The sequence below is a fragment of the Staphylococcus taiwanensis genome, assembly GCA_020544305.1.
GTDB lineage: Bacteria > Bacillota > Bacilli > Staphylococcales > Staphylococcaceae > Staphylococcus > Staphylococcus taiwanensis.
The window spans coordinates 1,684,631-1,710,272 of sequence record CP058667.1; the positions used below are offsets into that span (position 1 = coordinate 1,684,631).

The 25,642-nt window shown below is 34.9% G+C and carries 13 protein-coding genes; all 13 read right to left on the reverse strand.

Annotated features, from left to right (window positions below):
- Window positions 1–2: 2 nt before the first annotated feature.
- Window positions 3–3,176, reverse strand: a complete 3,174-nt coding sequence (gene carB / locus HYI43_07955) for a carbamoyl-phosphate synthase large subunit (protein UDI78481.1) — start codon at window positions 3,174–3,176, stop codon at window positions 3–5.
- Window positions 3,169–4,269, reverse strand: a complete 1,101-nt coding sequence (gene carA, locus HYI43_07960) for a glutamine-hydrolyzing carbamoyl-phosphate synthase small subunit (GenBank protein UDI78482.1) — start codon at window positions 4,267–4,269, stop codon at window positions 3,169–3,171. Before carA ends, carB begins: the two co-directional genes overlap by 8 nt.
- Before the next feature lies 1 nt (window position 4,270).
- A complete protein-coding gene (locus HYI43_07965; protein UDI78483.1) occupies window positions 4,271–5,545 on the reverse strand; it encodes a dihydroorotase in 1,275 nt (424 codons plus the stop codon).
- 3 nt (window positions 5,546–5,548) lie between these two features.
- A complete protein-coding gene (locus HYI43_07970) occupies window positions 5,549–6,442 on the reverse strand; it encodes an aspartate carbamoyltransferase catalytic subunit (GenBank protein UDI78484.1) in 894 nt (297 codons plus the stop codon).
- 32 nt (window positions 6,443–6,474) lie between these two features.
- On the reverse strand, window positions 6,475–7,785 hold the full coding sequence (locus HYI43_07975; protein ID UDI78485.1) for a uracil permease: 1,311 nt from the start codon (window positions 7,783–7,785) through the stop codon (window positions 6,475–6,477).
- A 237-nt stretch (window positions 7,786–8,022) separates the two neighbouring features.
- A complete protein-coding gene (gene pyrR, locus HYI43_07980; GenBank protein UDI78486.1) occupies window positions 8,023–8,550 on the reverse strand; it encodes a bifunctional pyr operon transcriptional regulator/uracil phosphoribosyltransferase PyrR in 528 nt (175 codons plus the stop codon).
- Between the two features lie 765 nt (window positions 8,551–9,315).
- Window positions 9,316–17,370: a KxYKxGKxW signal peptide domain-containing protein gene (locus HYI43_07985; protein ID UDI79291.1), complete on the reverse strand. Its 8,055-nt coding sequence runs from the start codon at window positions 17,368–17,370 to the stop codon at window positions 9,316–9,318.
- 441 nt (window positions 17,371–17,811) lie between these two features.
- The gene (locus HYI43_07990; protein ID UDI78487.1) at window positions 17,812–18,735 is read right to left on the reverse strand and encodes an RluA family pseudouridine synthase; all 924 of its coding nucleotides are present in this window, start codon (window positions 18,733–18,735) and stop codon (window positions 17,812–17,814) included.
- 11 nt (window positions 18,736–18,746) lie between these two features.
- Window positions 18,747–19,223 (reverse strand): signal peptidase II, encoded by a 477-nt coding sequence (gene lspA / locus HYI43_07995; GenBank protein UDI78488.1) that lies wholly within the window; start codon window positions 19,221–19,223, stop codon window positions 18,747–18,749.
- A 131-nt stretch (window positions 19,224–19,354) separates the two neighbouring features.
- The gene (locus HYI43_08000; GenBank protein ID UDI78489.1) at window positions 19,355–19,828 is read right to left on the reverse strand and encodes a CHAP domain-containing protein; all 474 of its coding nucleotides are present in this window, start codon (window positions 19,826–19,828) and stop codon (window positions 19,355–19,357) included.
- Window positions 19,829–19,832: 4 nt separating this feature from the next.
- Entirely contained in the window at window positions 19,833–20,627 is a 795-nt protein-coding gene (locus tag HYI43_08005) for a VOC family protein (GenBank protein ID UDI78490.1), read from the reverse strand.
- A gap of 402 nt (window positions 20,628–21,029) precedes the next feature.
- The gene (locus HYI43_08010) at window positions 21,030–22,541 is read right to left on the reverse strand and encodes an NAD(P)H-binding protein (protein ID UDI78491.1); all 1,512 of its coding nucleotides are present in this window, start codon (window positions 22,539–22,541) and stop codon (window positions 21,030–21,032) included.
- Window positions 22,542–22,788: 247 nt separating this feature from the next.
- A complete protein-coding gene (gene ileS, locus HYI43_08015) occupies window positions 22,789–25,539 on the reverse strand; it encodes an isoleucine--tRNA ligase (GenBank protein ID UDI78492.1) in 2,751 nt (916 codons plus the stop codon).
- Between the last annotated feature and the right edge of the window lie 103 nt (window positions 25,540–25,642).

The window sequence follows — 25,642 nt, forward strand, 5'->3', positions numbered from 1 at the left end:
TATTACATGTTTCTCATTGTGAATGTCATACTTTCAATCACATTTGTTAAGGCACTTGCTGTGTCTAGTGATGTTAAACAAGGTACGCCATTTTCAACAGTTGTACGTCGAATTTGGAATCCGTCTCTTTCAACTTCTTTACCCTTAGTCATTGTATTTATCACAATTTGAACTTCTCCATTTTGTATACGTGTTAGTAAATCATTTTCGCCACCGATTTTACCTACCACTTCTACTGGAATATGATCTTCTTTTAATTTTTCTGCAGTACCTTGAGTAGCCAAAATTTTATATCCTACTTCATTAAGTCGATGTGCAATTTTTACAATTTCATCTTTATCTTTATCACTTACTGTCATTAAAACTGTACCATGATCTTTGACTTCTACTCCACTACCAGTCAAACCTTTATATAAAGCTTTTTCCAATGTCATATCTTTACCCATTACTTCACCGGTAGATTTCATTTCAGGTCCAAGTGTCACATCTACATTTTTCAATTTATTAAAACTAAATACTGGTGCTTTAACGTATACACCTTCTGAATAAGGTTGTACACCTTGTTTGTAACCTAAATCTTTTAGTTTAGTTCCCATAATTGCTTGCATTGCTAATTGCGCCATTTGAATATCAGTAATTTTACTTAAAAATGGTACTGTACGACTCGCACGTGGGTTCACTTCTAATACGTAAACACCATCATGTGCAATAACGAATTGAATATTGATTAAACCAACGATATTTAAACCTTTAGCTAATTTGATTGTGTAATCTTCAAGTGTGTCGATATCGTCTTGGCTTAATGTTTGAGGTGGATATACCGCAATCGAGTCACCACTATGGACACCTGCACGTTCGATATGTTCCATGATTCCAGGTATGATTACTGTTTCACCGTCAGAAATCGCATCTACTTCGATTTCTTTACCTGTTAAATATCTATCCACTAATACAGGATGTTCAGGACTCGCTTTAACCGCTTGTTCCATATAATTCTCTAATTCTGCATCGCTATTAACGATTTCCATTGCACGTCCACCTAATACATATGAAGGACGAACTACAACTGGATAGCCAATTTCACGGGCATTTTCAAGTGCTTCTTTTGGAGAAGTCGCTGTCTTACCTTTAGGTTGTGGCACATCAATTGTGTGCAATAATGCTTCAAATTCTTTTCTATCTTCAGCGCGATTTAAATCTTCCAAAGTAGTACCTAAGATTTGAACACCATGTTTCGCTAACTTGTCTGCTAAATTAATTGCAGTTTGACCACCAAATTGCACGACCACACCTTTAGGTTGTTCAAGATTAATGATATTCATTACATCTTCTTCAGTTAAAGGTTCGAAGTATAATTTATCTGAAATTGAAAAGTCTGTTGAAACTGTTTCAGGGTTGTTGTTTACGATAATTGCTTCATATCCAGCATTCTGAATTGCCCATACAGCATGTACCGTTGCATAGTCAAATTCGACTCCTTGTCCGATACGAATTGGACCAGAACCTAAAACCAAGATTTTTTCTTTATCAGTCACAATTGATTCATTTTCAGTTTCATAAGTACCATAATAATAAGGTGTTGTTGATTCAAATTCAGCTGCACATGTATCTACCATTTTATATACCGGTTTAATACCATTATCTTGACGCAATTGGTAGACTTCTTCTTCAGTCATGCCAAATCGATGTGCAATCACTTTATCACTAAATCCATAATCTTTAGCATATTTAAGATATTCTAAATCTCCAGGATGCGCTTTTAATTCATGCTCAATATTGATAATATTTTGGAACTTATTTAAGAAGAAATAGTCAATTTTTGTCATATTATGAATTTCTTCTAATGTCGTACCACGTCGAATCGCTTCACCGATAAAGAATAAACGTTCGTCATCTTGATGACTAATACGTTCTTTAATATACTCTAAATCATAACTTTCGCCATTTGGTAAACCTAAATGATGTACGCCGTATTCTAATGAGCGAATTGCTTTTAACAATGATTCCTCATAAGTACGTCCGATTGCCATAACTTCACCGGTAGCTTTCATTTGTGTACCAAGTTCACGTTCTCCTTTTTCAAATTTATCAAATGGGAAACGTGGAATTTTAGAAATTACATAATCTAATGTTGGTTCAAATGCAGCATATGATGTTCCAGTTACTGGGTTAAGCATTTCATCAAGTGTTAAACCTACTGCGATTTTTGCTGCTAATTTAGCGATTGGATAGCCAGTAGCTTTAGATGCAAGTGCTGATGAACGTGATACACGTGGGTTCACTTCGATGATATAGTAATTTAAAGAGTGTGGATCTAAAGCTAATTGAACGTTACATCCACCTTCAATACCTAAAGCTCTAATTACTTTAAGTGAGACATCACGTAACATTTGGTATTCAACATCTGATAATGTTTGGCTTGGTGCAACAACGATTGAATCACCTGTATGTATACCAACCGGGTCAATATTCTCCATATTACACACTACGATTGCATTATCATTTTTGTCACGCATTACTTCATATTCAATTTCTTTAAAGCCAGCGATAGACTTTTCAATTAAACATTGTGTCGCAGGGCTATAATGTAAACCATTGCTAACCACTTCTTTAAGCTCTTGGTCATTATGACAAATACCGCCACCAGTACCTCCCATGGTAAAGGCAGGACGGACAATTAATGGATAACCTACTTCATCTTTAAAAGCGAATGCTTGTTCAACTGTATTTACGATATCACTTTCTGGAACTGGTACATTTAAGTCATTCATTAATGTTCTAAATAATTCTCTATCTTCAGCTTGTTGAATAGATTCTAATTCAGTACCTAACAATTTAACATTGTTTGCTTCTAATACACCGCTATCGTGTAATTGAATCGCCATGTTCAATCCTGTCTGACCACCTAAAGTCGGTAGTAAAGCGTCAGGTTGTTCTTTACGAATGATGCGTGCAATAAAGTCATGTGTTAACGGTTCGATATAAACTTTATCTGCAATCTCTTTATCGGTCATAATTGTTGCGGGATTTGAATTTACTAATATGACACGGTAGCCCTCTTCTTTAAGTGCTAAACACGCTTGCGTACCAGCGTAGTCAAATTCTGCAGCTTGTCCAATTATGATTGGACCTGATCCAATTACTAGAATGGTTTGAATATCGTCACGTTTAGGCATTTACTGTATGCTCCTTTTCTTTAAAATCTTTCATCATTGTTAAGAATTCATCAAATAAATAGTTTGAATCGCTCGGACCTGGTCTTGCTTCTGGATGATATTGTACCGAAAAGGCAGGTAATTTTTTATGTCTTAATCCTTCGACTGTGCCATCATTTAAAGCAATATGTGTGACTTCTAGGTCTGTATTTTCTAAAGAATCTTTATCAATCGCATAACCATGGTTTTGACTCGTAATATCCACTTTACCAGTGCGTAAATCTTTAACTGGGTGGTTAGCTCCACGGTGTCCAAATTTCATCTTAAATGATGTTGCACCTTGAGATAGAGCAAACAACTGATGTCCTAAACATATACCAAAGAATGGAATTTTGCCTAAGATACCATTTATCATATCTAGTGCTACATCGACTTCATCTGGATCTCCAGGGCCATTCGATAACATAACACCGTCTGGTGACATTGCTAAAATTTCTTCAGCACTCGTATCATATGGCACAACTGTAACATTGCAACCTCGTAAATTTAATTCACGTACAATGTTTTGTTTCTTACCAAAATCAAGTAAAACGACACTTAAATCTGAGCCTGTTGACACATAAGGCGTCTTTGTCGATACAGTAGCTACTTCATCGCGTGGCAATCCAGCTGATTTTAAGCGTGTAGCTAATTGTTCGATTTCTGATTTATCATCAGTAAAACCTGCTTTCAGTACGCCGTGTTGTCTAATCTTGCGTGTAATACTACGTGTATCTACACCAGAAATGCCTGGTATCTTGTATTGAACAAGTACTTCATGTAATGTCTTTTGTTTTCTAAAATTACTAGGATGTGTACTTGCTTCTTTCACAACTACACCATTTAAAGTTGGTGTTAATGTTTCAAAGTCATCACGGTTAATACCGTAGTTGCCAATTAATGGATATGTGAATGTAATGATTTGTCCAGTGTATGATGGGTCAGAAATTGTCTCTTGATAACCCGTCATAGCGGTGTTAAAGACAATTTCGCCAATAGATAACTCATTTGAGCCTAATTTATACCCTTCATAAAAACTTCCATCTTCTAATACAAGATAACGTCGCTCAAGCATTTTACTTATCCTCCTTAAATTTAACTTCGCCTTCTACCATTGTTAACACTGGATTACCGTATACTTTGTATCCAATAAATGGTGTGTTATCAGCTTTAGATAAGAAATCCTCTCCTCTAATTTCACGTTCCTCATCTAAATTAATAATTGTTAAATCAGCTAAGCTACCTTCTTCTAATTTGCCATATGGTAAATCAAATGTTTGTGCCGGCTTTATTGTTAGATAATCAACTAATTGTTGTAATGTCCAGTCACCATTTTTCACAAAGTGTGTATATAATAGTGGGAATGCAGTTTCACTGCCAACAATACCAAATGGTGCTTTCGTCATTGGTTGTGCTTTCTCTTCTTTAGCGTGAGGTGCATGGTCTGTCGCAATGCAATCAATTGTGCCATCTAACAACCCTTCTAATAACGCATCTCTATCTTCTTTACTTCTTAAAGGTGGATTCATTTTGAAAATCGCATTATCTCCAGGCACATCATCTTCAGTTAAAAGTAAGTGATGTGGTGTTACTTCTGCAGTAACATGAATGCCTGCTGCTTTTGCATCACGAATTGCTCTAACGCTTTCTTTAGTAGATACATGACATACGTGGTAGTGACAATGAGCTGCTTCAGCAAGTAGTACGTCTCTTGCAATTTGAACTGCTTCACAAATATTAGGAATACCAGGTATCCCAAGTTCTTCACTACGTTTACCTTGATGCATAGCACCACCATAAATTAAACTATTATCTTCACAGTGTGCGACTACTGCTTTATTTACTTTAGCGGCTGCTTGCATTGCTTCATACATCATCGCCGACTCCTGAACACCTACGCCATCATCCGTGAAAGCAAAAGCACCATCTCTTGCTAAAGCTTCAAAATCTACATGTTCTTTACCAGCCTGACGAACTGTAATAGATGCGTATGGTAATACACGAACTTGTGCATTTTCTTTTATTAATTGTTGTAATCGATCCATGTGTTCAACTGAATCAGGTACTGGACGTGTGTTTGGCATAGGGCAAACTGTTGTAAATCCACCTCTTGCTGCTGCTTTAGTTCCAGTTTCTATTGTTTCTTTGTGTTCACCACCTGGTTCACGTAAATGTACGTGAACATCAATTAGTCCTGGTGCTACGAATTGTCCTTGTGCATCAATCACTTCTACATTTTCATCAGCTTTAATATTACTATCAATCGCCTTAATGTATTGTCCATCAATTAAGATAGATGTTTGTTTAAGTTCACCGTTCTCTAAAATGTTAGCATTTGTAATTAATTTCATAACTTACGCCTCTCTCTCAGATAATAGTTTATTGATTACTGCCATTCTTAAATACATGCCGTTAGTCATTTGTTTGAAAATACGCGCTTTTGGAGCTTCTACTAATTCACTATCAATTTCTACCCCTCTATTTACCGGTGCAGGGTGCATAACTATAGCATTTTCTTTTAATTGGTCATATCTACCTTTTGTTAAACCAAATTTTTCATGATATTCATCAGCTTCAAAATTCGCTTCACCTGTTATACCGTGTCTTTCATGTTGCACACGTAATAACATCACTATATCTACTTGATCAATCACATCATCAATTTGAACATATGGTGCATCTAATGTTTCATCCACCCATTCATCTGGACTTGAGAACATCACATTTGCGCCTAAAGATGTAAGACTTGTGTAATTACTTCTAGCTACACGTGAATTTTTAATATCACCACATATCAAGATATTTAACCCTTCGAATGAACCATATTCTTCATAGATAGTCATGATATCTAGTAAACTTTGTGTAGGGTGTTGCCCACTACCATCACCAGCATTCGCGATTGGGATATTTAAATTTTCTAACTCTTCGTAGTATGCATTTTGAGAATGTCTTATGACTAGTAAATTAACACCGATACTTTCTAATGTTTTACATGTATCATATAATGTCTCGCCTTTTTGGACTGAAGATGTACTGATTTCAAAGTTAACTTCTTTAAGACCAAGTTTTTGTTCTGCAACTTCAAAGCTACATTTTGTACGTGTTGAATTTTCGAAGAATAAGTTAGAAACAAATTGCCCCTCAAATTGTGGTAATTTTTGTTTTCCAGATTTATAATCACTAGCAGTTTTAATTAAGTCATAAATGTCCTCGTTTGATAAGTGTTCCATAGATAATAAGTTTTTCATAAAGCGCCTCCTGATAAATAATCTGTTTTAAATTAGTTTTTTTGTTCTTTTTTTTCTTTTGGCAAAATTAAATTTAAGATAATACCTGAGAGTGCTGCTAAGGCCATACCTTCAATTTGAAGGTTAATGCCAATACCTTTTAAGTTAATCAGTAAATTACCGATACCAACGACTAAGATAACTGATGCGATGACTAAGTTACGATTATTAGCAAAATCTATTTGACTTTCAACTAACATTCTTAAACCACTTGCTGCAATAATACCGAATAGTAGGATTGAAACCCCACCCATGACCGGTGTTGGAATTGATGATACTAATGCTGAGAACTTTCCAATAAATGATAAGACGATTGCAATAACCGCTGCACCACCAATGACATAAATACTATAAATTCTTGTAATTGCTAACACACCGATATTTTCACCATATGTCGTACTTGGTGGTCCACCGATGATACTTGCGAACATTGTTGATATACCGTCACCAATAATCGAGCGATGTAAACCAGGATCTTCAAAGAAATTACGTCCTACAATTTTGTTAATTACCATTTGATGTCCGATATGTTCACTTACTGTGACAAACACGATAGGCAACATTACTAAAATGAGCCCTAAATGAACTGATGGCACATAATCTTTAAATGGTAGATAGATATGTGGAAAATCAAACCAGTGTGCCTTAGCAATTGTTGAGAACTTTACGAGCCCCATAAAGATTGAAACGATGTAGCCTACAATTATGCCAATAAGTACTGGAATGAGTGATAAGAACCCTTTAAAGAAACCTTGAACTACAATTGTGACAAGCAATGTTATCAGTGCTACTACTAAATAACTTAAATTGTAACCTTTCATATCTCCTGAATTTTCATACATGGCCATGTTTACCGCTGTAGGTGCTAAACTTAATCCGATAACCATGATCACTGGCCCTACGACTACAGGAGGCAATAAATGCATTAACCAACCTGTTCCGCTTATTTTGATGAAAATTCCAATAATGACATACATCACACCACTGGCGAATAATGCTACCAACATATCTCCAAGGCTATGTGTACTTAATCCTGTAATGATTGGCGTGATGAAGGCGAAACTTGACCCCAAATATGCTGGAATTTTAGCCTTAGTTATTAAAATATAAAGTAGCGTTCCTATTCCTGACGCAAGTAATGCTGCTGATATTGGTAACCCTGTCAAAAATGGTACTAATACTGTAGAACCAAACATTGCAAATAAATGTTGCAAACTAAGCAGTGCCCATTGTGCCGGTTTTGGTTTGTCTTGTACATCTAGCACTGGTTTGACAGTGCGCTCAAACATTTGTTCATTTTCCATCAATTTTTCTTCCTTTCTTATAGAAAAAGCCTCTTTACATAATTGATGTAAAGAGACTAAAAAATCCGTATCTAAAGTACCGATAAGCAACAGTATTACTAGCTTATCTGTAAATACGCGATAAAGTATTTAATTGCTGTGAGTTTTAGTTCTATAAAATCTAGATATTTTAATTTCCTACATACTCACCATTAAATACTTCACCTTTTTCAGTCTCTCGTACTGATTTAAAAGGCTTTATTCAATTACTACTGCATTATATGAATCCCTCTCAGTTAAATAAACTGAAACTGCTTCTTCTTTAGCAGTTGGAATGTTTTTACCTACAAAATCTGCTCTAATTGGTAATTCACGATGCCCTCGATCAACAAGAGCCGCTAAACCAATTTTATTTGGTCGAGAATGTAATAAAATTGCGTCTAATGAAGCTCTTACCGTTCTTCCAGTATAAAGTACGTCATCTATAATGATTACAACTTTATCTGTAATATCGGCATCAATTTCGATTGCTTCTTTAGTGATCTGTTTGTTTGAAATTTCTATATCATCTCTAAAGTGTGTAATGTCAATAGTACCAGTTGGAACTGTCTTCTGCTCAATTTGATTAATTTTATCTTGTATACGTCTTGCTAAAAATTCGCCCCTTGTTTTAATACCTAGTAAGACAAGGTTCTCTGTACCTTTATTGTATTCAAGAATCTCATGTGCAATGCGAGTTACAGTACGTTGTATTGCAGCTTCATCCATTATGACACGCTCAGACATTATCTCACCTCTTGATATTATTAAAAAAACCTCATGTCTTTTTCCAAAGACATGAGGTTTAATTTATATACAGCATGTACAAGTATTTATACATGTTAAATTTAGATTGATTTGACAAATTTACCTATTATAAATAGTCATTTGTTTCATCTGAGTATATAGAATTATTCTCATTGTCTTTGAAGCCTCTCTGGACTCTCGTTTAAAGACATCGTTTTCTTTTTTAACTGTTACTAGCTTAATGCTTTTTTAGAAATAAGTCAATGCAAATTTTGGAAATTCTGCGCTTTAGTTGAATTCTTTACTCACTGTCTAAAATGAAACTACACTGTTTGATTGTGAATGAAATTAAAATGTAGTTTAACAATTGAATTTCCAATTGGTCTATAAAAACTATTTAGTAAAACCTTTTAATTTATGAGCAAAATGATTCTATTTATTTAACAAAAAATTGATAGCATTTTAAGTTTAAATGGAACTGAGGTTAAGATTGAATCAGTATTCCTTTATGAACATAGCATCCTATTTTAACTTACATTATTTGTATAATATCTTTTTGAAATTTTCTAAATTGAGTTTCATCCATAAGTAAGACTAGAACTGAGAAAAGATTAATACAAGTCCTTCTCAGTGCTAGTTAGCTACACCGTATTTGATATAAAGCATTAAATTATCAAATTGAGCTCACGCTCTTACAAAATGTACTATACATAAACGTTGAGTCATACCATTCGTTGCTTAAATATTCATTTTAATATCTAATGTTTATTCAGATTTTTTATTCCCTTTATCTTTTTTATTTTTACGAGATTTTCTGACTAATCCTAATCCCGCTAACATTGCTACAACCGTTGATACTAATCCTGTTGAGTTAGAATCACTACCACCTGTTTCTGGTAAATCATCTTTAGCATCATGATGTTGTGCGTTGCTATGCATTTGTGAAGCCGTGTTACTTTGTGATTCTGAACTGCTTGTTGATATACTTTCTGACATTGATGTTGATGTGCTTGCACTTGAAACATCACTTACACTTGTTGCCGTTGAGCCACTTATTGATGTACTTGCACTGTTTGAACCACTCGCACTTGTTGAACTTGAAGTTGAATCAAATTGTGAATGAGATGTACTCATTGAATTTGATGTAGTACTTGAATGCGAAGTGCTCAATGTATGTGATGCACTTGTACTTGTTGAGTTACTCATACTTATCGATGCTGAATGACTTTGTGATGTTGTATTTGAACCTGAATATGATGTACTACCTGAACTTGAAGTACTATTTGAATTACTTATTGAGTGTGAACCATTTCTAGATTCTGATGTACTTACTGATGTAGAAGTAGAATCAGAAATTGATGTACTTGTACTTGATGAGTTTGATTGGCTCGTTGATGATGAATTACTCAATGATGTGCTTGCACTATCTGAGTCGCTCACACTTGTTGAAGCTGACGCACTATCTGACGTACTTTCACTTGTTGAGTCACTCATACTTGTTGATGTTGATTCACTTTCTGATGTACTTGTGCTCGTTGAGTTGCTCACACTTGTTGATGTTGATTCACTTTCTGATGTGATTTCACTTAATGAGTCTGACAGACTCGCACTTTGTGATTCACTTAACGATGTACTTGTACTATCTGAATCACTCGCACTTGTTGACGTTGACGCACTATCTGATGTGCTTCTGCTCGTTGAGTCACTCATGCTTGTTGATGTTGACGCACTATCTGATGTGCTTGTACTTATTGAATCACTTACACTTGTTGATGTTAATTCACTTTCTGATGTGCTTTCACTTAATGAGTCTGAAAGACTCGCACTTTCTGATCTACTTAATGATGTACTTGTACTATCTGAGTCACTCACACTTGTTGATGTTGATTCACTTTCTGATGTGCTTTCACTTAATGAGTCTGACAGACTCGCACTTTCTGATTCACTTAACGATGTACTTGTACTATCTGAGTCACTCACACTTGTTGACGTTGACGCATTATCTGATGTGCTTACACTTCCTGAGTCTGACAGACTCGCGCTTTCTGATTCACTTAATGATGTACTTGTACTATCTGAGTCACTCACACTTGTTGACGTTGATGCACTATCTGATGTACTTGTGCTCGTTGAGTTGCTCACACTTGTTGATGTTGATTCACTTTCTGACGTGCTTTCACTTAATGAGTCTGACAGACTCGCGCTTTCTGATCCACTTAATGATGTACTTGTACTATCTGAGTCACTCATGCTTGTTGATGTTGATTCACTATTTGATGCGCTTACACTTAATGAGTCACTCGCACTTGTTGAAGTTGACGCACTATCTGATGTGCTTGTGCTCGTTGAGTCACTCACACTTGTTGATGCTGACACACTATCTGATGTGCTTGCACTTTCTGAGTCTGACAGACTCGCACTTTCTGATTCACTTAATGATGTACTTGTGCTTATTGAGTCACTCACACTTGTTGATGCTGACACACTATCTGATGTGCTTACACTTTCTGAGTCTGACAGACTCGCACTTTCTGATTCACTTAACGATGTACTTGTACTATCTGAATCACTCGTACTTGTTGACGTTGACGCACTATCCGAAGTACTTGCACTTGTTGAATCACTCACACTTGTTGACGTTGACGCACTATCTGATGTGCTTGTGCTCGTTGAGTCACTCACACTTGTTGACGTTGATGCACTATCTGACGTGCTTGCACTTAATGAGTCTGACAGACTCGCGCTTTCTGATCCACTTAATGATGTACTTGTACTATCTGAGTCACTCATGCTTGTTGATGTTGATGCACTATTTGATGCGCTTACACTTTCTGAGTCTGAAAGACTCGCACTTTGTGATCCACTCAATGATGTACTTGCACTTGTTGAATCGCTCATACTTGTTGACGTTGACGCACTATCCGAAGTACTTGCACTTGTTGAATCACTCACACTTGTTGACGTTGATGCACTATCTGATGTACTTGTGCTCGTTGAGTTGCTCACACTTGTTGATGTTGATTCACTTTCTGACGTGCTTTCACTTAATGAGTCTGACAGACTCGCACTTTCTGATCCACTTAATGATGTACTTGTGCTTGTTGACTCACTCGCACTAGTTGACGTTGACGCACTATCTGATGTGCTTGCACTTCCTGAGTCTGACAGACTCGCGCTTTCTGATTCACTTAATGATGTACGTGTACTATCTGAGTCACTCACACTTGTTGACGTTGATGCACTATCTGATGTACTTGTGCTCGTTGAGTTGCTCACACTTGTTGATGTTGATTCACTTTCTGAAGTACTTTCACTTAATGAGTCTGAAAGACTTGCGCTTTCTGATCCACTTAATGATGTACTTGTGCTTGTTGAGTCACTCACACTTGTTGATGCTGACACACTATCTGATGTGCTTTCACTTTCTGAATCTGAAAGACTCTCACTTTGTGATTCACTTAACGATGTACTTGTACTATCTGAATCACTCGCACTTGTTGACGTTGATGCACTTTCTGATGTGCTTACACTTTCTGAGTCTGACAGACTCGCACTTTGTGATTCACTTAATGATGTACTTGTACTATCTGAGTCACTTACACTTGTTGATGTTGATACACTTTCTGATGTGCTTACACTTTCTGAGTCTGACAGACTCGCACTTTGTGATTCACTTAACGATGTACTTGTACTATCTGAATCACTCGTACTTGTTGACGTTGACGCACTATCCGAAGTACTTGCACTTGTTGAATCACTCACACTTGTTGACATTGATGCACTATCTGATGTACTTGTGCTCGTTGAGTTGCTCACACTTGTTGATGTTGATTCACTTTCTGACGTGCTTGCACTTAATGAGTCTGACAGACTCGCGCTTTCTGATCCACTTAATGATGTACTTGTACTATCTGAGTCACTCACACTTGTTGACATTGACGCACTATCTGATGTGCTTGTGCTCGTTGAGTCACTCACACTTGTTGATGCTGACACACTATCTGATGTGCTTACACTTTCTGAGTCTGACAGACTCGCACTTTCTGATTCACTTAACGATGTACTTGTGCTTGTTGAGTCACTCACACTTATTGATGCTGACACACTATCTGATGTGCTTTCACTTAATGAGTCTGACAGACTCGCACTTTCTGATTCACTTAACGATGTACTTGTACTATCTGAATCACTCGCACTTGTTGATGTTGATTCACTTTCTGACGTGCTTGCACTTAATGAGTCTGACAGACTCGCGCTTTCTGATCCACTTAATGATGTACTTGTACTATCTGAGTCACTTATACTTGTTGACGTTGACGCACTATCTGATGTGCTTGTACTTGTTGAGTTGCTCACACTTGTTGATGTTGATTCACTTTCTGACGTGCTTGCACTTAATGAGTCTGAAAGACTCGCACTTTCTGATTCACTTAATGATGTACTTGTGCTTGTTGAGTCACTCACACTTGTTGATGCTGACACACTATCTGATGTGCTTTCACTTAATGAGTCTGACAGACTCGCACTTTCTGATTCACTTAACGATGTACTTGTACTATCTGAATCACTCGCACTTGTTGACGTTGACGCACTATCCGAAGTACTTGCACTTGTTGAATCACTCACACTTGTTGACGTTGATGCACTATCTGATGTGCTTACACTTTCTGAGTCTGACAGACTCGCACTTTCTAATCCACTTAATGATGTACTTGTGCTTGTTGAGTCACTCACACTTGTTGATGCTGACACACTATCTGATGTGCTTTCACTTTCTGAATCTGAAAGACTCTCACTTTGTGATTCACTTAACGATGTACTTGTACTATCTGAATCACTCGCACTTGTTGACGTTGATGCACTTTCTGATGTGCTTACACTTTCTGAGTCTGACAGACTCGCGCTTTCTGATCCACTTAATGATGTACTTGTACTATCTGAGTCACTCACACTTGTTGACATTGACGCACTATCTGATGTGCTTGTACTTGTTGAGTTGCTCACACTTGTTGATGTTGATTTACTTTCTGACGTGCTTGCACTTAATGAGTCTGACAGACTCGCACTTTCTGATTCACTTAATGATGTACTTGTGCTTGTTGAGTCACTCACACTTGTTGATGCTGACACACTATCTGATGTGCTTTCACTTTCTGAATCTGAAAGACTCTCACTTTGTGATTCACTTAACGATGTACTTGTACTATCTGAATCACTCGCACTTGTTGACGTTGACGCACTATCCGAAGTACTTGCACTTGTTGAATCACTCACACTTGTTGATGTTGATTCACTTTCTGACGTGCTTGCACTTAATGAGTCTGACAGACTCGCGCTTTCTGATCCACTTAATGATGTACTTGTACTATCTGAGTCACTCACACTTGCTGACATTGACGCACTATCTGATGTGCTTGTGCTCGTTGAGTCACTCACACTTGTTGATGCTGACACACTATCTGATGTGCTTACACTTTCTGAGTCTGACAGACTCGCACTTTCTGATTCACTTAACGATGTACTTGTACTATCTGAATCACTCGCACTTGTTGATGTTGATTCACTTTCTGACGTGCTTGCACTTAATGAGTCTGACAGACTCGCGCTTTCTGATCCACTTAATGATGTACTTGTACTATCTGAGTCACTTATACTTGTTGACGTTGACGCACTATCTGATGTGCTTGTACTTGTTGAGTTGCTCACACTTGTTGATGTTGATTCACTTTCTGACGTGCTTGCACTTAATGAGTCTGAAAGACTCGCACTTTCTGATTCACTTAATGATGTACTTGTACTATCTGAGTCACTCACACTTGTTGATGCTGACACACTATCTGATGTGCTTACACTTTCTGAGTCTGACAGACTCGCACTTTGTGATTCACTTAACGATGTACTTGTACTATCTGAATCACTCGCACTTGTTGATGTTGATTCACTTTCTGACGTGCTTGCACTTAATGAGTCTGACAGACTCGCGCTTTCTGATCCACTTAATGATGTACTTGTACTATCTGAGTCACTTATACTTGTTGACGTTGACGCACTATCTGATGTGCTTGTACTTGTTGAGTTGCTCACACTTGTTGATGTTGATTCACTTTCTGACGTGTTTGCACTTAATGAGTCTGACAGACTCGCACTTTCTGATTCACTTAATGATGTACTTGTACTATCTGAGTCACTCACACTTGTTGATACTGCCACACTATCTGATGTGCTTGCACTTTCTGAGTCTGAAAGACTCGCACTTTGTAATTCACTTAACGATGTACTTGTACTATCTGAATCACTCGCACTTGTTGAATCACTCATGCTTGTTGATGTTGATGTACTTGTCGATGTGCTTGCACTGTTTGAGTCACTTTCACTTGTTGATGCTGATGTACTATCTAATGTTGATATACTAGTACTTGTCGAGTCAGATAAACTAATACTTCTAGAGTTACTTTGACTTTTTTCTGTACTGATAGAATTACTCTCACTATTAGCAGTTGACGTCGACTCACTTGTTGATTTCGTTATACTAGTTGATTGGCTATCACTACTTGACGTTGAAATAGAATCGCTCGTTGCGTTTCTAGTAATTGACCAATTAATATTTTGCGTTTTTTGTAGATTACTACTATCAGTAGCTGTAATAGTTACAGTATAGTTTCCAATTTTTGTTGGTGTGCCAGAAATTGTATTACTTGTTTGATCATATGTTAAACCATCAGGTAATCCTGTTACATTGATAGTTGGTGCTACTCCACTATTATCAGTAGCAGTTACAGTAACTGGACTAATTGGCGCAAAAACCTGATTAGTTTGATTACTCATACTAATTGTTGGAGAGGTAACGTCACTAAAATAGTAGATAACAGATTGTCCAGCATTAGTAAGTTTTACTTGATTATTAGTTGAATTAAATGTTGGTGCATTTGAACTATCTACACTTTTATATTGGTAACCAAGAGAATTCATTGTGCTTTCTTGCTTATCTAACGTCACTACATTATCTACATCACCAGCCAATGTTTTAGGCGGAATGATATCTTTTCCAGTAGTTGCATCAACATATCTCACTTCAGTAGAGGCACTTTGTGTGTAAGTAAAAGTACCAAACTGAAGTTGTTGCAAATTTCGGGCACCACCTGTTGAAGCAGTGATTGATAATGCATAATTACTTGTATTTGTATTTTTCTTTAACCAATCAGATAAATTTCTTGTAAATTGTTGGCCTGCATAAGTAACGGTCATAACTTTAGTATCACCATTATAATCAATTTCAAAATTTTGGAATGAATTATCAGTTGGCTGCACTTTTAATTTGGCTGCATTTGTCGATTCAGTTGTTGCAACTCCTGAAGCATCTGTTGACACGAAAGCTCCAAACGCTCCTCCACCAGCAACATTTGATGGATCTTTATTTGCTTTAGCGTCCGCTTTCGGTTGAGATGTATTATGATACGTATCTAATTTAAATCCAAAAGCATTATTTAATCCGCCTATACCTAACGCAGCACCCTCTTTACCTGTATCATCTATTTTTCCTGGTGAAAAGGCAAATCCAATACCATCCCCACCAACAACTCCTCCAGGAGAATAGCCTTCATACCGATTTCCTAAATTAACTTTTCCAGTAAAATGGAAACTTTTATTTGAATTAATTTTAGTATTTAAAGTTATAGAACCTTTTTTACTATTTGCATCTGGAGTTAAAGTGACTATTCCAGTTGAAGCGTCGTAAGTTGCTGAATCCTTAACATTAAAATGATCAGTAAAGTTATCTTTGTTGATTGATACAAGATCGTTATTAGCAACTTGAGCTACTGTCGCATTTGTATTATTTGTAGCCACAGCTAATCTGCTAAATGTTCTTAACTTATTAGGCATGGTTTGAGTAGAAGTGCTGGTAGAATCACTCACCATTAATGTTGAGTCCAAACCTTTATTATTTTCTTTTTCAGTAGTACTGGTTGATTTGGCTAAACTTACAGACTTTTCGGATTTACTTTTTTCTGTTGAGTTCAAAATATGGGTTGAATGAATACTTTTTGCATTCTCAGAACCTTTTGATGTCGTAGAATTTTCTCTATTATCAGAAGATAATTCTTTACTATATTCTTTATGATTCTCACTCTTATCTGTAGATGTCATATCGCTTTTAGCAACTTTTATATTGCTTTCAGCAGAACCAAAAATTTTAGTTTCTTTTCCATCTTTAGATTTATTAAATAATGATTGAGATTCTTTATTTTCAGATGTAGAAACTTTATTTGTGCTGATTTTATGTTCAGAAGTAGTCGACATATTACTTGTTGTAGATTCAGTACTTTTTTCTGAATTACTTGTATTCGAGTATGATTTACTCTGACTATCATGCTCAGTAGATGTTAATTTATTAGCTTCTTCAGTGGAATGTGTACTATTTACAGATGTGCTTGACATATTTGAAGTTGAGTTAGTTACTTCTGCTTTTGATATAGTTGTTGAATTTCTATTAGAAACGGTACCACTATTTGATGAAAGCTCAGAAGTCATAGGTGTTTCGGATGCAGCAAATACATGATGATCATTTAACATTGCAAAGGTAAATATACCTCCCGCTAGCCCTGTAGTTTTAAATGCTTGTTTTTTAAAGTCCGTTTTTTCTTTAGATTTGATATCTTTAACATTTTCAACATCTTTATTTAAAAATGGTAAGCCTAACGTTTTTAAAAGTTGAATTTCTCTAATACTCGCTTTAACCCAATTTTTACCGGATTTATAAAGTCTTACTCTAGACTTTTCTTGGCCAAAGGAATGGTTGAAGTTTCTTTCTCTTTTCGACATAATATCCACATCTCCAAATTTCTATTACTAATCAAGTTCAAATCAATTACCTGCAATTAGTTTGATTTAAAATAATTATATTATCAATTGTATATAAATAGCAACATAATTAGTTTAGCAATTCAACCATTTAACAAATAAAAATTATTAAATATTATTATGATTTGATATTTATACACATAAAATACATTTCTTAAATTCGACTTGTATTTAATTTTTTTATTAACTTGATTACTTGAAGAACTTCAACTCTATACATTTGCAATTAATAATCACCAAATTTGTCTAGTTTCAACCCTATTCAAAAATGTATATTAATGTAATAATTTTTTAATTTAAAAATAACCATACTATGAATAAATATTAAAAAGGCTGATTCTGCATTTTTGCAAAACCAGCCTTTAAAGAGGACTAACTTATTTATTCAAAACTTTGACATTATTAACTTTGTGCATCTCTTAAACGAATATCTTCCAATAATTGTTCAAAGTCTTTCGGTAAATCGGCGTGACGCTCTATATATTCATGTGTTACTGGATGTTCAAAGCCAATTACACCTGCATGTAATGCTTGACCACCAATGTCTAATGTTTTTCTTGGACCGTATTTAGGATCTCCTACTAAAGGAAAGCCAATATATTTCATATGTACACGAATTTGATGTGTTCTTCCTGTTTCTAACTGACATTCAATTAATGTATAGTCTTTAAAGTGTTCGATCACATTAAAATGTGTAATCGCTTCTTTACCATTATCAACAACATCCATTGACTGACGATCTTTTTCATTACGACCAATCGGCGCATCAATCGTACCATAATCATGTGGAATATTACCATGAACTAAAGCAGTATATTTACGTTTTACTGATTTATCCATCAATTGTTCTACTAATCCTCGATGAGCAATATCATTTTTAGCGACCATTAATAATCCTGATGTATCCATATCAATTCGATGTACAATACCTGGACGAATTTCACCATTGATACCTGATAAATCTTTAATTTGATACATTAGCCCATTAACTAAAGTACCTGAATAATGTCCTGGAGACGGATGTACTACCATACCCTTCGGTTTATACACAATTGCAACATCTTCATCTTCATAATAGATGTCTAGATTTAAGTTTTCAGGTTGAATATCCGCTTCGACAATTTCTTTTTCAGTAACAACAATAGTATCATTTAATTTAACTTTATAATTAGATTTTATGACTTTACCATTTACCGTCACTAATCCTTCTTTAATCCAATCTTGGATCTGGCTTCTAGACCATTCTGAATTATATTCGGGTAGTAATTTATCAATACGTTGTCCTACAGTTTCTTGATTCTCTATTTTGTATTCAAATGATTCCATAGCGTAACCTCCTATCCTTTTGAAGTTGCATCTTTAAGTAATGCAATAATAATAAATAAAACACCTATTGTTAGGCTTGAGTCCGCGACATTAAATATAGGGAAAGCATATCCAAAGATATTAGTATCAATAAAATCCACTACTTCTCCATTAATTAAACGATCAATAAAATTACCTAATGCGCCTGCAAATAGTAAACTAATTGCTACTTGCATAAATAGATTATATTTTGCTTCTTTAATATAAAATAAAATTAATACAACTAATATAATTAGCGTAATGATATAAAAGAATCCCATTTTGCCACTTAATATCCCCCAAGCTGCACCATTATTTCGATGAGATGTAATATTTAAAAAATGGGGTATGACTTCATATGAATCTCCAATATTCATTGTAGTAGCTATAATTCTTTTTGTTATTTGATCAATCACTAAAATAGCTATCGCTACGATTAATGATATACCAATATAATACTTTTTCTTCATTCACGTGCCTCCATTCACACATCAACACTTTTACAACACTCTACATTATAGCTTACTCACTATTATAAAAAAAGCTACAGTTATAAATAGTATGGAAGTAATCAATAACTATAAAAAAATGAATTTAAATATTATGCGTACTTATTTTCTTTAGGATGAATATAATTAAATTCATCAACTTGATATGCAAATACAGTCCGTATGGTTACTTCATATGGTTTTCTAAAATTCATATCCGCAACTGTTAGCGAACCATCTTTATTTACTTTCTCAACATATGCTACATGTCCGTGTTTCCCTTTAGGATATTGAAGTATCGACCCAGAAGTAGGATGTTCATTCACTTTATAGCCTTCATCCTTAGCATTAGACGCCCAATACTTAGCATCTCCCCATTTATTATCAATCATTTTTCCATCTTGTCGAACTCTATCAAAGACATAATATGTACATTGACCTTTTGCATACGTGTTTAATTTCATTGGATTCTTTTCCCAAAAATGAATTGTCGGTTGTGTCATATCTTGATTATCTATACCATCATATAATGCTCCACCAGTGAACATGACACATCCTATAACCATTGCTAATATAAATTTCTTCATAATATCACACTACTTCAATAAAATTAAATCTAAATTGAATACCGTCTGGTCCATTTATATCTATGTGCGTTGTTTCAGGATAATAAAAATCAATTAAAGCAAGTCCGTAAGATTTTTCATTTTCAATGCGCTTTGTACTTGAAAGCCACTGATTTACAGCTAAATGATGATAATAATGTGATGAAGATAAATAAAGAGAGAATTTATCTAAGTAAGCGGATTGCTCTAGACCAAAGTATGTTAAATAATAGTCTTTAACTTCAGATATTCGTATTGTTTTAAGAGAAACATTACCAATCTTACTTCCTTTAGGGATACCTTGCCATTGTTCATTAGATACATTATTTAGTAAATATGGTACATTTATCGCTTCTATTTCTAATTGCAATTGATGATCGTGATATACCCAATAATCTCTATCATGATCGACATAAAATTTAAATGCATTACCTTCAGGATCTTCAAAAAATAGTGAAGTGCAGACACTTTGTTCTCCACCATTAACAGGAATCTCATAATCACTCAATTGTACTAATAAATCTGCTAAGTCATGCATATTTGGTAATAAAATACCTATATAAAAGAGACCCGCTTCTGAAAGCAAGGGTTCTCGACCATTAGTGACTTCACTTAATGTGAGAAAATGATTGGATTGACCTATTTCATACTGTACGGAGGACGTTGTCTCAATAACTACTTCGAAACCTAACACCTCTTCGTAGAAAGGTCTTAATATAGCTAGATTTCTGACATTTAATGTCACACCGTTTATAAAATGAGCATTTTTCGAATGAAACATTGCGTCCTCCTATTTTTTATAAAATGTTATAACTTAAATTTAGAGTTAATAATGATTATTGTATCTTAAAATATCGAAAATTTTATCAGTCTTTATGTGTAGTTTGCAATTTATTTGCTCTAAAAGTTTTTATTTAGAACTAAGAGTTGAAATAATTATTTTTGATGTATTGATTTCTATACTATTTATTTAAATCATATTTCTCTGTATTAAGACGTGATTTTAACTCAATCAACGATTTAACTTGAACTTTAGATTCACAGTCATTTACGATTTTACAGAGTTTAACTCGTACTTTACATAATCGTCACTATAGCTTAGATAGATTACTACGAATCTAAAAAAGACTTGAAGCACCATCCAATGCTTCAAGTCCTTTAAGTAAACATATTATTATATTAATTAATTTTTATTTGTGAGTGCTTGAAAAATTTTTGACCCTATCATTGCACCAATAATTGCGCCAGTTGATATTGCTACATTTCCTAAAACTTTATGTTTGGTAGACTGTTTTTCTTCTTCTGCTAAGCGATTCATATGTTTCATAAATATATCCATTACAGTTTTATGAATATTTGCTTGAGTATATTTATAGACTACCCAAGGTAACGTAGGTTGATATTCTTGAAGTGCAATCAGACCTTCATTACTATCTAAGATTCTTCTGAATTCAAATCTAGCATTACCACCTTCATCGTCTAACGCTAAATCTCCGCCAACGATTCGATATACAATCATATTCTCAGTAGAATCATGTGTATCCCTTTTCATTTCTAAGATAAATTTATGAATAAAAGGCAAGCTAATATTAAATTCATGTTCATTTATAGTTCCTTTAACTAAATGTAATGTAATATTGTTAATAAATTTGGCGTATTCACGAGATACATCTTGTATAGAATAATTATCAGGGATAGTAAACCGTGTTATTGCTCTAACATCCTTTATCTCTTCATTTTTAGCTTTTTCTTTATTCGAACTATTAGATTGCTTAGCTTTTTTCTGTTTCTCATTTTGCTCTTCTTCAAGTGATTTACGAACACTTTCTTCATAACTCATTGAGCCATACGATAAATCCGGATGTGTGTGCTTAGGTTGTGGAATCATATCATGAACTAAGCTATTCATAAGTGGGTAAACCATTTCTTTAGGAACTTGAGAAATTAATTGAACCCAATAACGACTCACCCAAATAGGTATAATCGGTAAGTCTATAATAGGTAGACGTTTATCTAAAACTTTTGCAGTACGTTGAATTAACTCTTTATAATTCATAATTTCAGGACCTGAAATGTCAAAAGCTTCATTTTCCTTTGGTGAGCGTTCTACAAGTGCTGCTAATTTATGAATTACATCTTCAATTGCCACTGGAGCAATCATATTATAAGCCCAACTTGGTAGAATCATACCTGGCAAACGTTCTACTAATCTTTTAAGTATTGGGTAAGAACTTCCTTTAGCACCTATAATTAATCCAGCACGCAATGTACTTACTGGTATACCATAAGATCCCAGAATTTTTTCACATTCTAGACGACTTCGCAAATGTGCTGAAAGATTATCTTCACTAGGAATAATGCCACTCATAAATACAATGTGTTTCACACCTTGTTGCTTAGCTGCACGTGCAAAATTATCTGCAAGTAACGCATCCATATCCTCAAAGTTGGCCTGTGTTAGTTTCGCGTTAGGCATCATTGAATGAACTAGATAGATTGCTGTATCTATACCTACCATAACTTCAGTGATTTCATCTAAATCAAATAAATCGGCTGCTTTCCACGTAACATTGGTTTCATTTTCTTTATTATCAGCATTTCTAGAGATTGCAATAATTTCATGATCATCTTTTAATTGATTTTTTAAATGACTTCCAATATAACCAGAAGCACCTGTTAATAGTATTTTACTCATGAAATACACTCCTTTTCACATAACAAAAGCTTAAGCACTTTAAAGTTAGATATAACCTTAAATAGCCTTTATATTTCGTTGCCAAACATTCCTGGTACATTAAATATTCATTTTAATTATTACTTATGATTTATAATTCCTTATTTATAAAAAGATATATCATAAAAAACTCCCTTTAAAGTTTACATTTTCAAATGTCTACTTTAAAGAGAGCATATTATAAAGATTCTACATTATATTTTTTATATTAAACCAAAGTTTTAATAACTTCTTGGCATCGAGGACATAAGTGGTCTAACTCGCCCACTGCGCCTAAATCTTCACTAAAATTCCAACATCTTTCACATTTCTCACCATCAGCATGGTCAATACGGATATCACCATATTGATATGTTTCAGCGTTGTCTACAGATTCAGCAACTTCAACTTGAGAAACAATAAATAATTGTTGTAAATCATTGAATTGTTGTAAAAATTCCGCAGCTTTAAATTGGTCATTATTACCGATAACCACTTTAGCTTCTAAAGATTTACCAATGACTTTATTATTACGTGCAACTTCTAACGCACGGTTAACATCATCACGTAAAGCCATTAATTGATTCCATTTATCTAATAATTCTTGGTCTACTTGGACAACTTCAGGCATATCAGCTAAATGAACGCTTTCTTCTTTAACATGAGGCGTATGAGACCAAACTTCTTCAGCAGTGTGAACAAGGATTGGTGCTAATAATTTAGTCATATCTACTAGAATTTGATATAACACTGTTTGCATACTACGACGTTTATGTGCATTTTTTTCTTCGATATAAAGAATATCTTTACCATAGTCTAAATAGAAATTACTTAATTCTACATTGATAAAGTTTTGAACTTCTTGATAGATATTTAAGTAGTCAAAATTATCATAGTGATTAATTGTGCTAGCAGTGAATTCACGTAAACGATTTAATAAATATCTGTCTACTTCAAGTAATTCAGCTTCAGGGATAGCATCTGTTTCAGGATTAAAATCACTTACGTTACCTAACATAAATCTTAAAGTATTTCTAATTTTACGATAAACATCAGAAGTTTGTTTTAAAATTTCATCAGAGATGCGAACGTCAGCTAAGTAATCTGTACTACTTACCCATAAACGCGCAATGTCGGCACCTTTTTGTTTTACCACTTGATCTGGCACGATAACATTACCAAGTGATTTACTCATTTTCTTACCTTCTCCATCCATAACAAAGCCGTGAGATAATAAGAATTTATAAGGTGCTTGTCCTCTTGTAGCAACTGCTGTTGTAATTGAAGAGTTGAACCAACCACGATATTGGTCACTACCTTCAAAGTATAAGTCAGCTGGGAAACTTAATTCAGGACGATTTTCTAATACGGCACGATGTGATGAACCAGAATCAAACCATACATCCATAATGTCTGTTTCTTTAGTAAATTCACCATTCGGACTACTTGGATGAGTAAAGCCTTCAGGTAATAAATCTTTAGCTTCTCTTTCAAACCAAATATTAGATCCGTGTTCTTCAAAAAGATCTGCAACATGATTAACTGTTTCTTTCGTCATGATAATGTCACCATTTTCAGCATAAAATACTGGTAATGGCACACCCCAAACACGTTGACGAGAGATAACCCATTCGCCACGATCACGAATCATATTGTAAATACGTGTTTTACCCCAGTCTACTTTAAAATCAGTCGCTTCAATCGCATCTAAAATGTCTTGTCTAACTTTATTGATTGAAGCAAACCATTGTGGTGTCGCACGGAAGATAACTGGTTTTTTTGTACGCCAATCATGAGGATAACTATGCGTAATGAAATTTAATTTTAATAAAGCATCTTTTTCAGTTAATAAGTCAGTAACTGCTTTATTCGCTTTATCATAAAACATACCTTCAAATTGTCCGCCTTCTTCTGTAAATACACCTTTGTCATCGAGAGGACTAATAACTGGTAAATCATATTTTTGACCAACGATGTAGTCATCTTCCCCGTGACCAGGAGCAGTATGAACACATCCTGTACCAGCATCAGTTGTAACATGGTTACCGTTAATTACAAGTGATACACGATCTAAGAATGGATGTTGTGCTTCAACATACTCTAATTCTTTACCTGTAAATTCTTTCTCTAATTGAATTGCATCTTTATCCCATTCTAAAGCTTCTGCTACATCGTCAGAAAGTGCTTGTGCGATGATATATTTTTTGCCATTCACATTATATTGACCATATTTAAGTTCAGGATGGACTGTAATAGCAACGTTTGATGGGATAGTCCATGGTGTTGTTGTCCAAATAATAAATTGTGCATCATCATCTACGACACCTTTAGAATCTTTTACGTTAAAAGCAACATAGATTGATGCTGAACGTTTATCATGGTATTCAATTTCAGCTTCTGCTAGTGATGATTCACTTGAAGGTGACCAGTAAACTGGTTTTTTACCTTTGTTAATTAATCCTTTGTCAGCCATTTCACCGAATAAACGAATTTGAGCAGCTTCATATTCTGGTTTCAAAGTGATATATGGATCTTTGAAATCACCACGAACGCCTAGACGTTTAAAATCTTTCTTTTGCAATTCAATTTGTTCTAATGCAAATTCTTTACATTTTTCTCTAAATTCAGCAATTGACATTTTTTTACGATCAACGCCTTTTTTAGTTAAAGCTTGTTCGATTGGTAATCCGTGCGTATCCCAACCTGGAACGTATGGCGCATAAAATCCTTGCATCGTTTTGTAGCGTACGATGATGTCTTTGATGATTTTGTTCAAAGCATGACCCATATGCAAGTTACCATTAGCGTATGGAGGACCATCATGTAAAATATATGATTGGTTGCCTTTGTTTTTATCTAAAGCCTTTTGATATTGGTTTTCGGCTTCCCACTTTTCTTGAATTTGAGGTTCTTTTGTTGGTAATCCACCTCGCATTGGGAAATCAGTTTTTGGCATTAATAAGGTATCTTTATAGTTCATAATTTATTTCACTCCTTAAATATAAAAAGAACTCTAAGTTCAATTAAAAAGGGACGGAATTACCGCGGTACCACCCTTGTTAACTCAACTTAGAGCTCTCTCA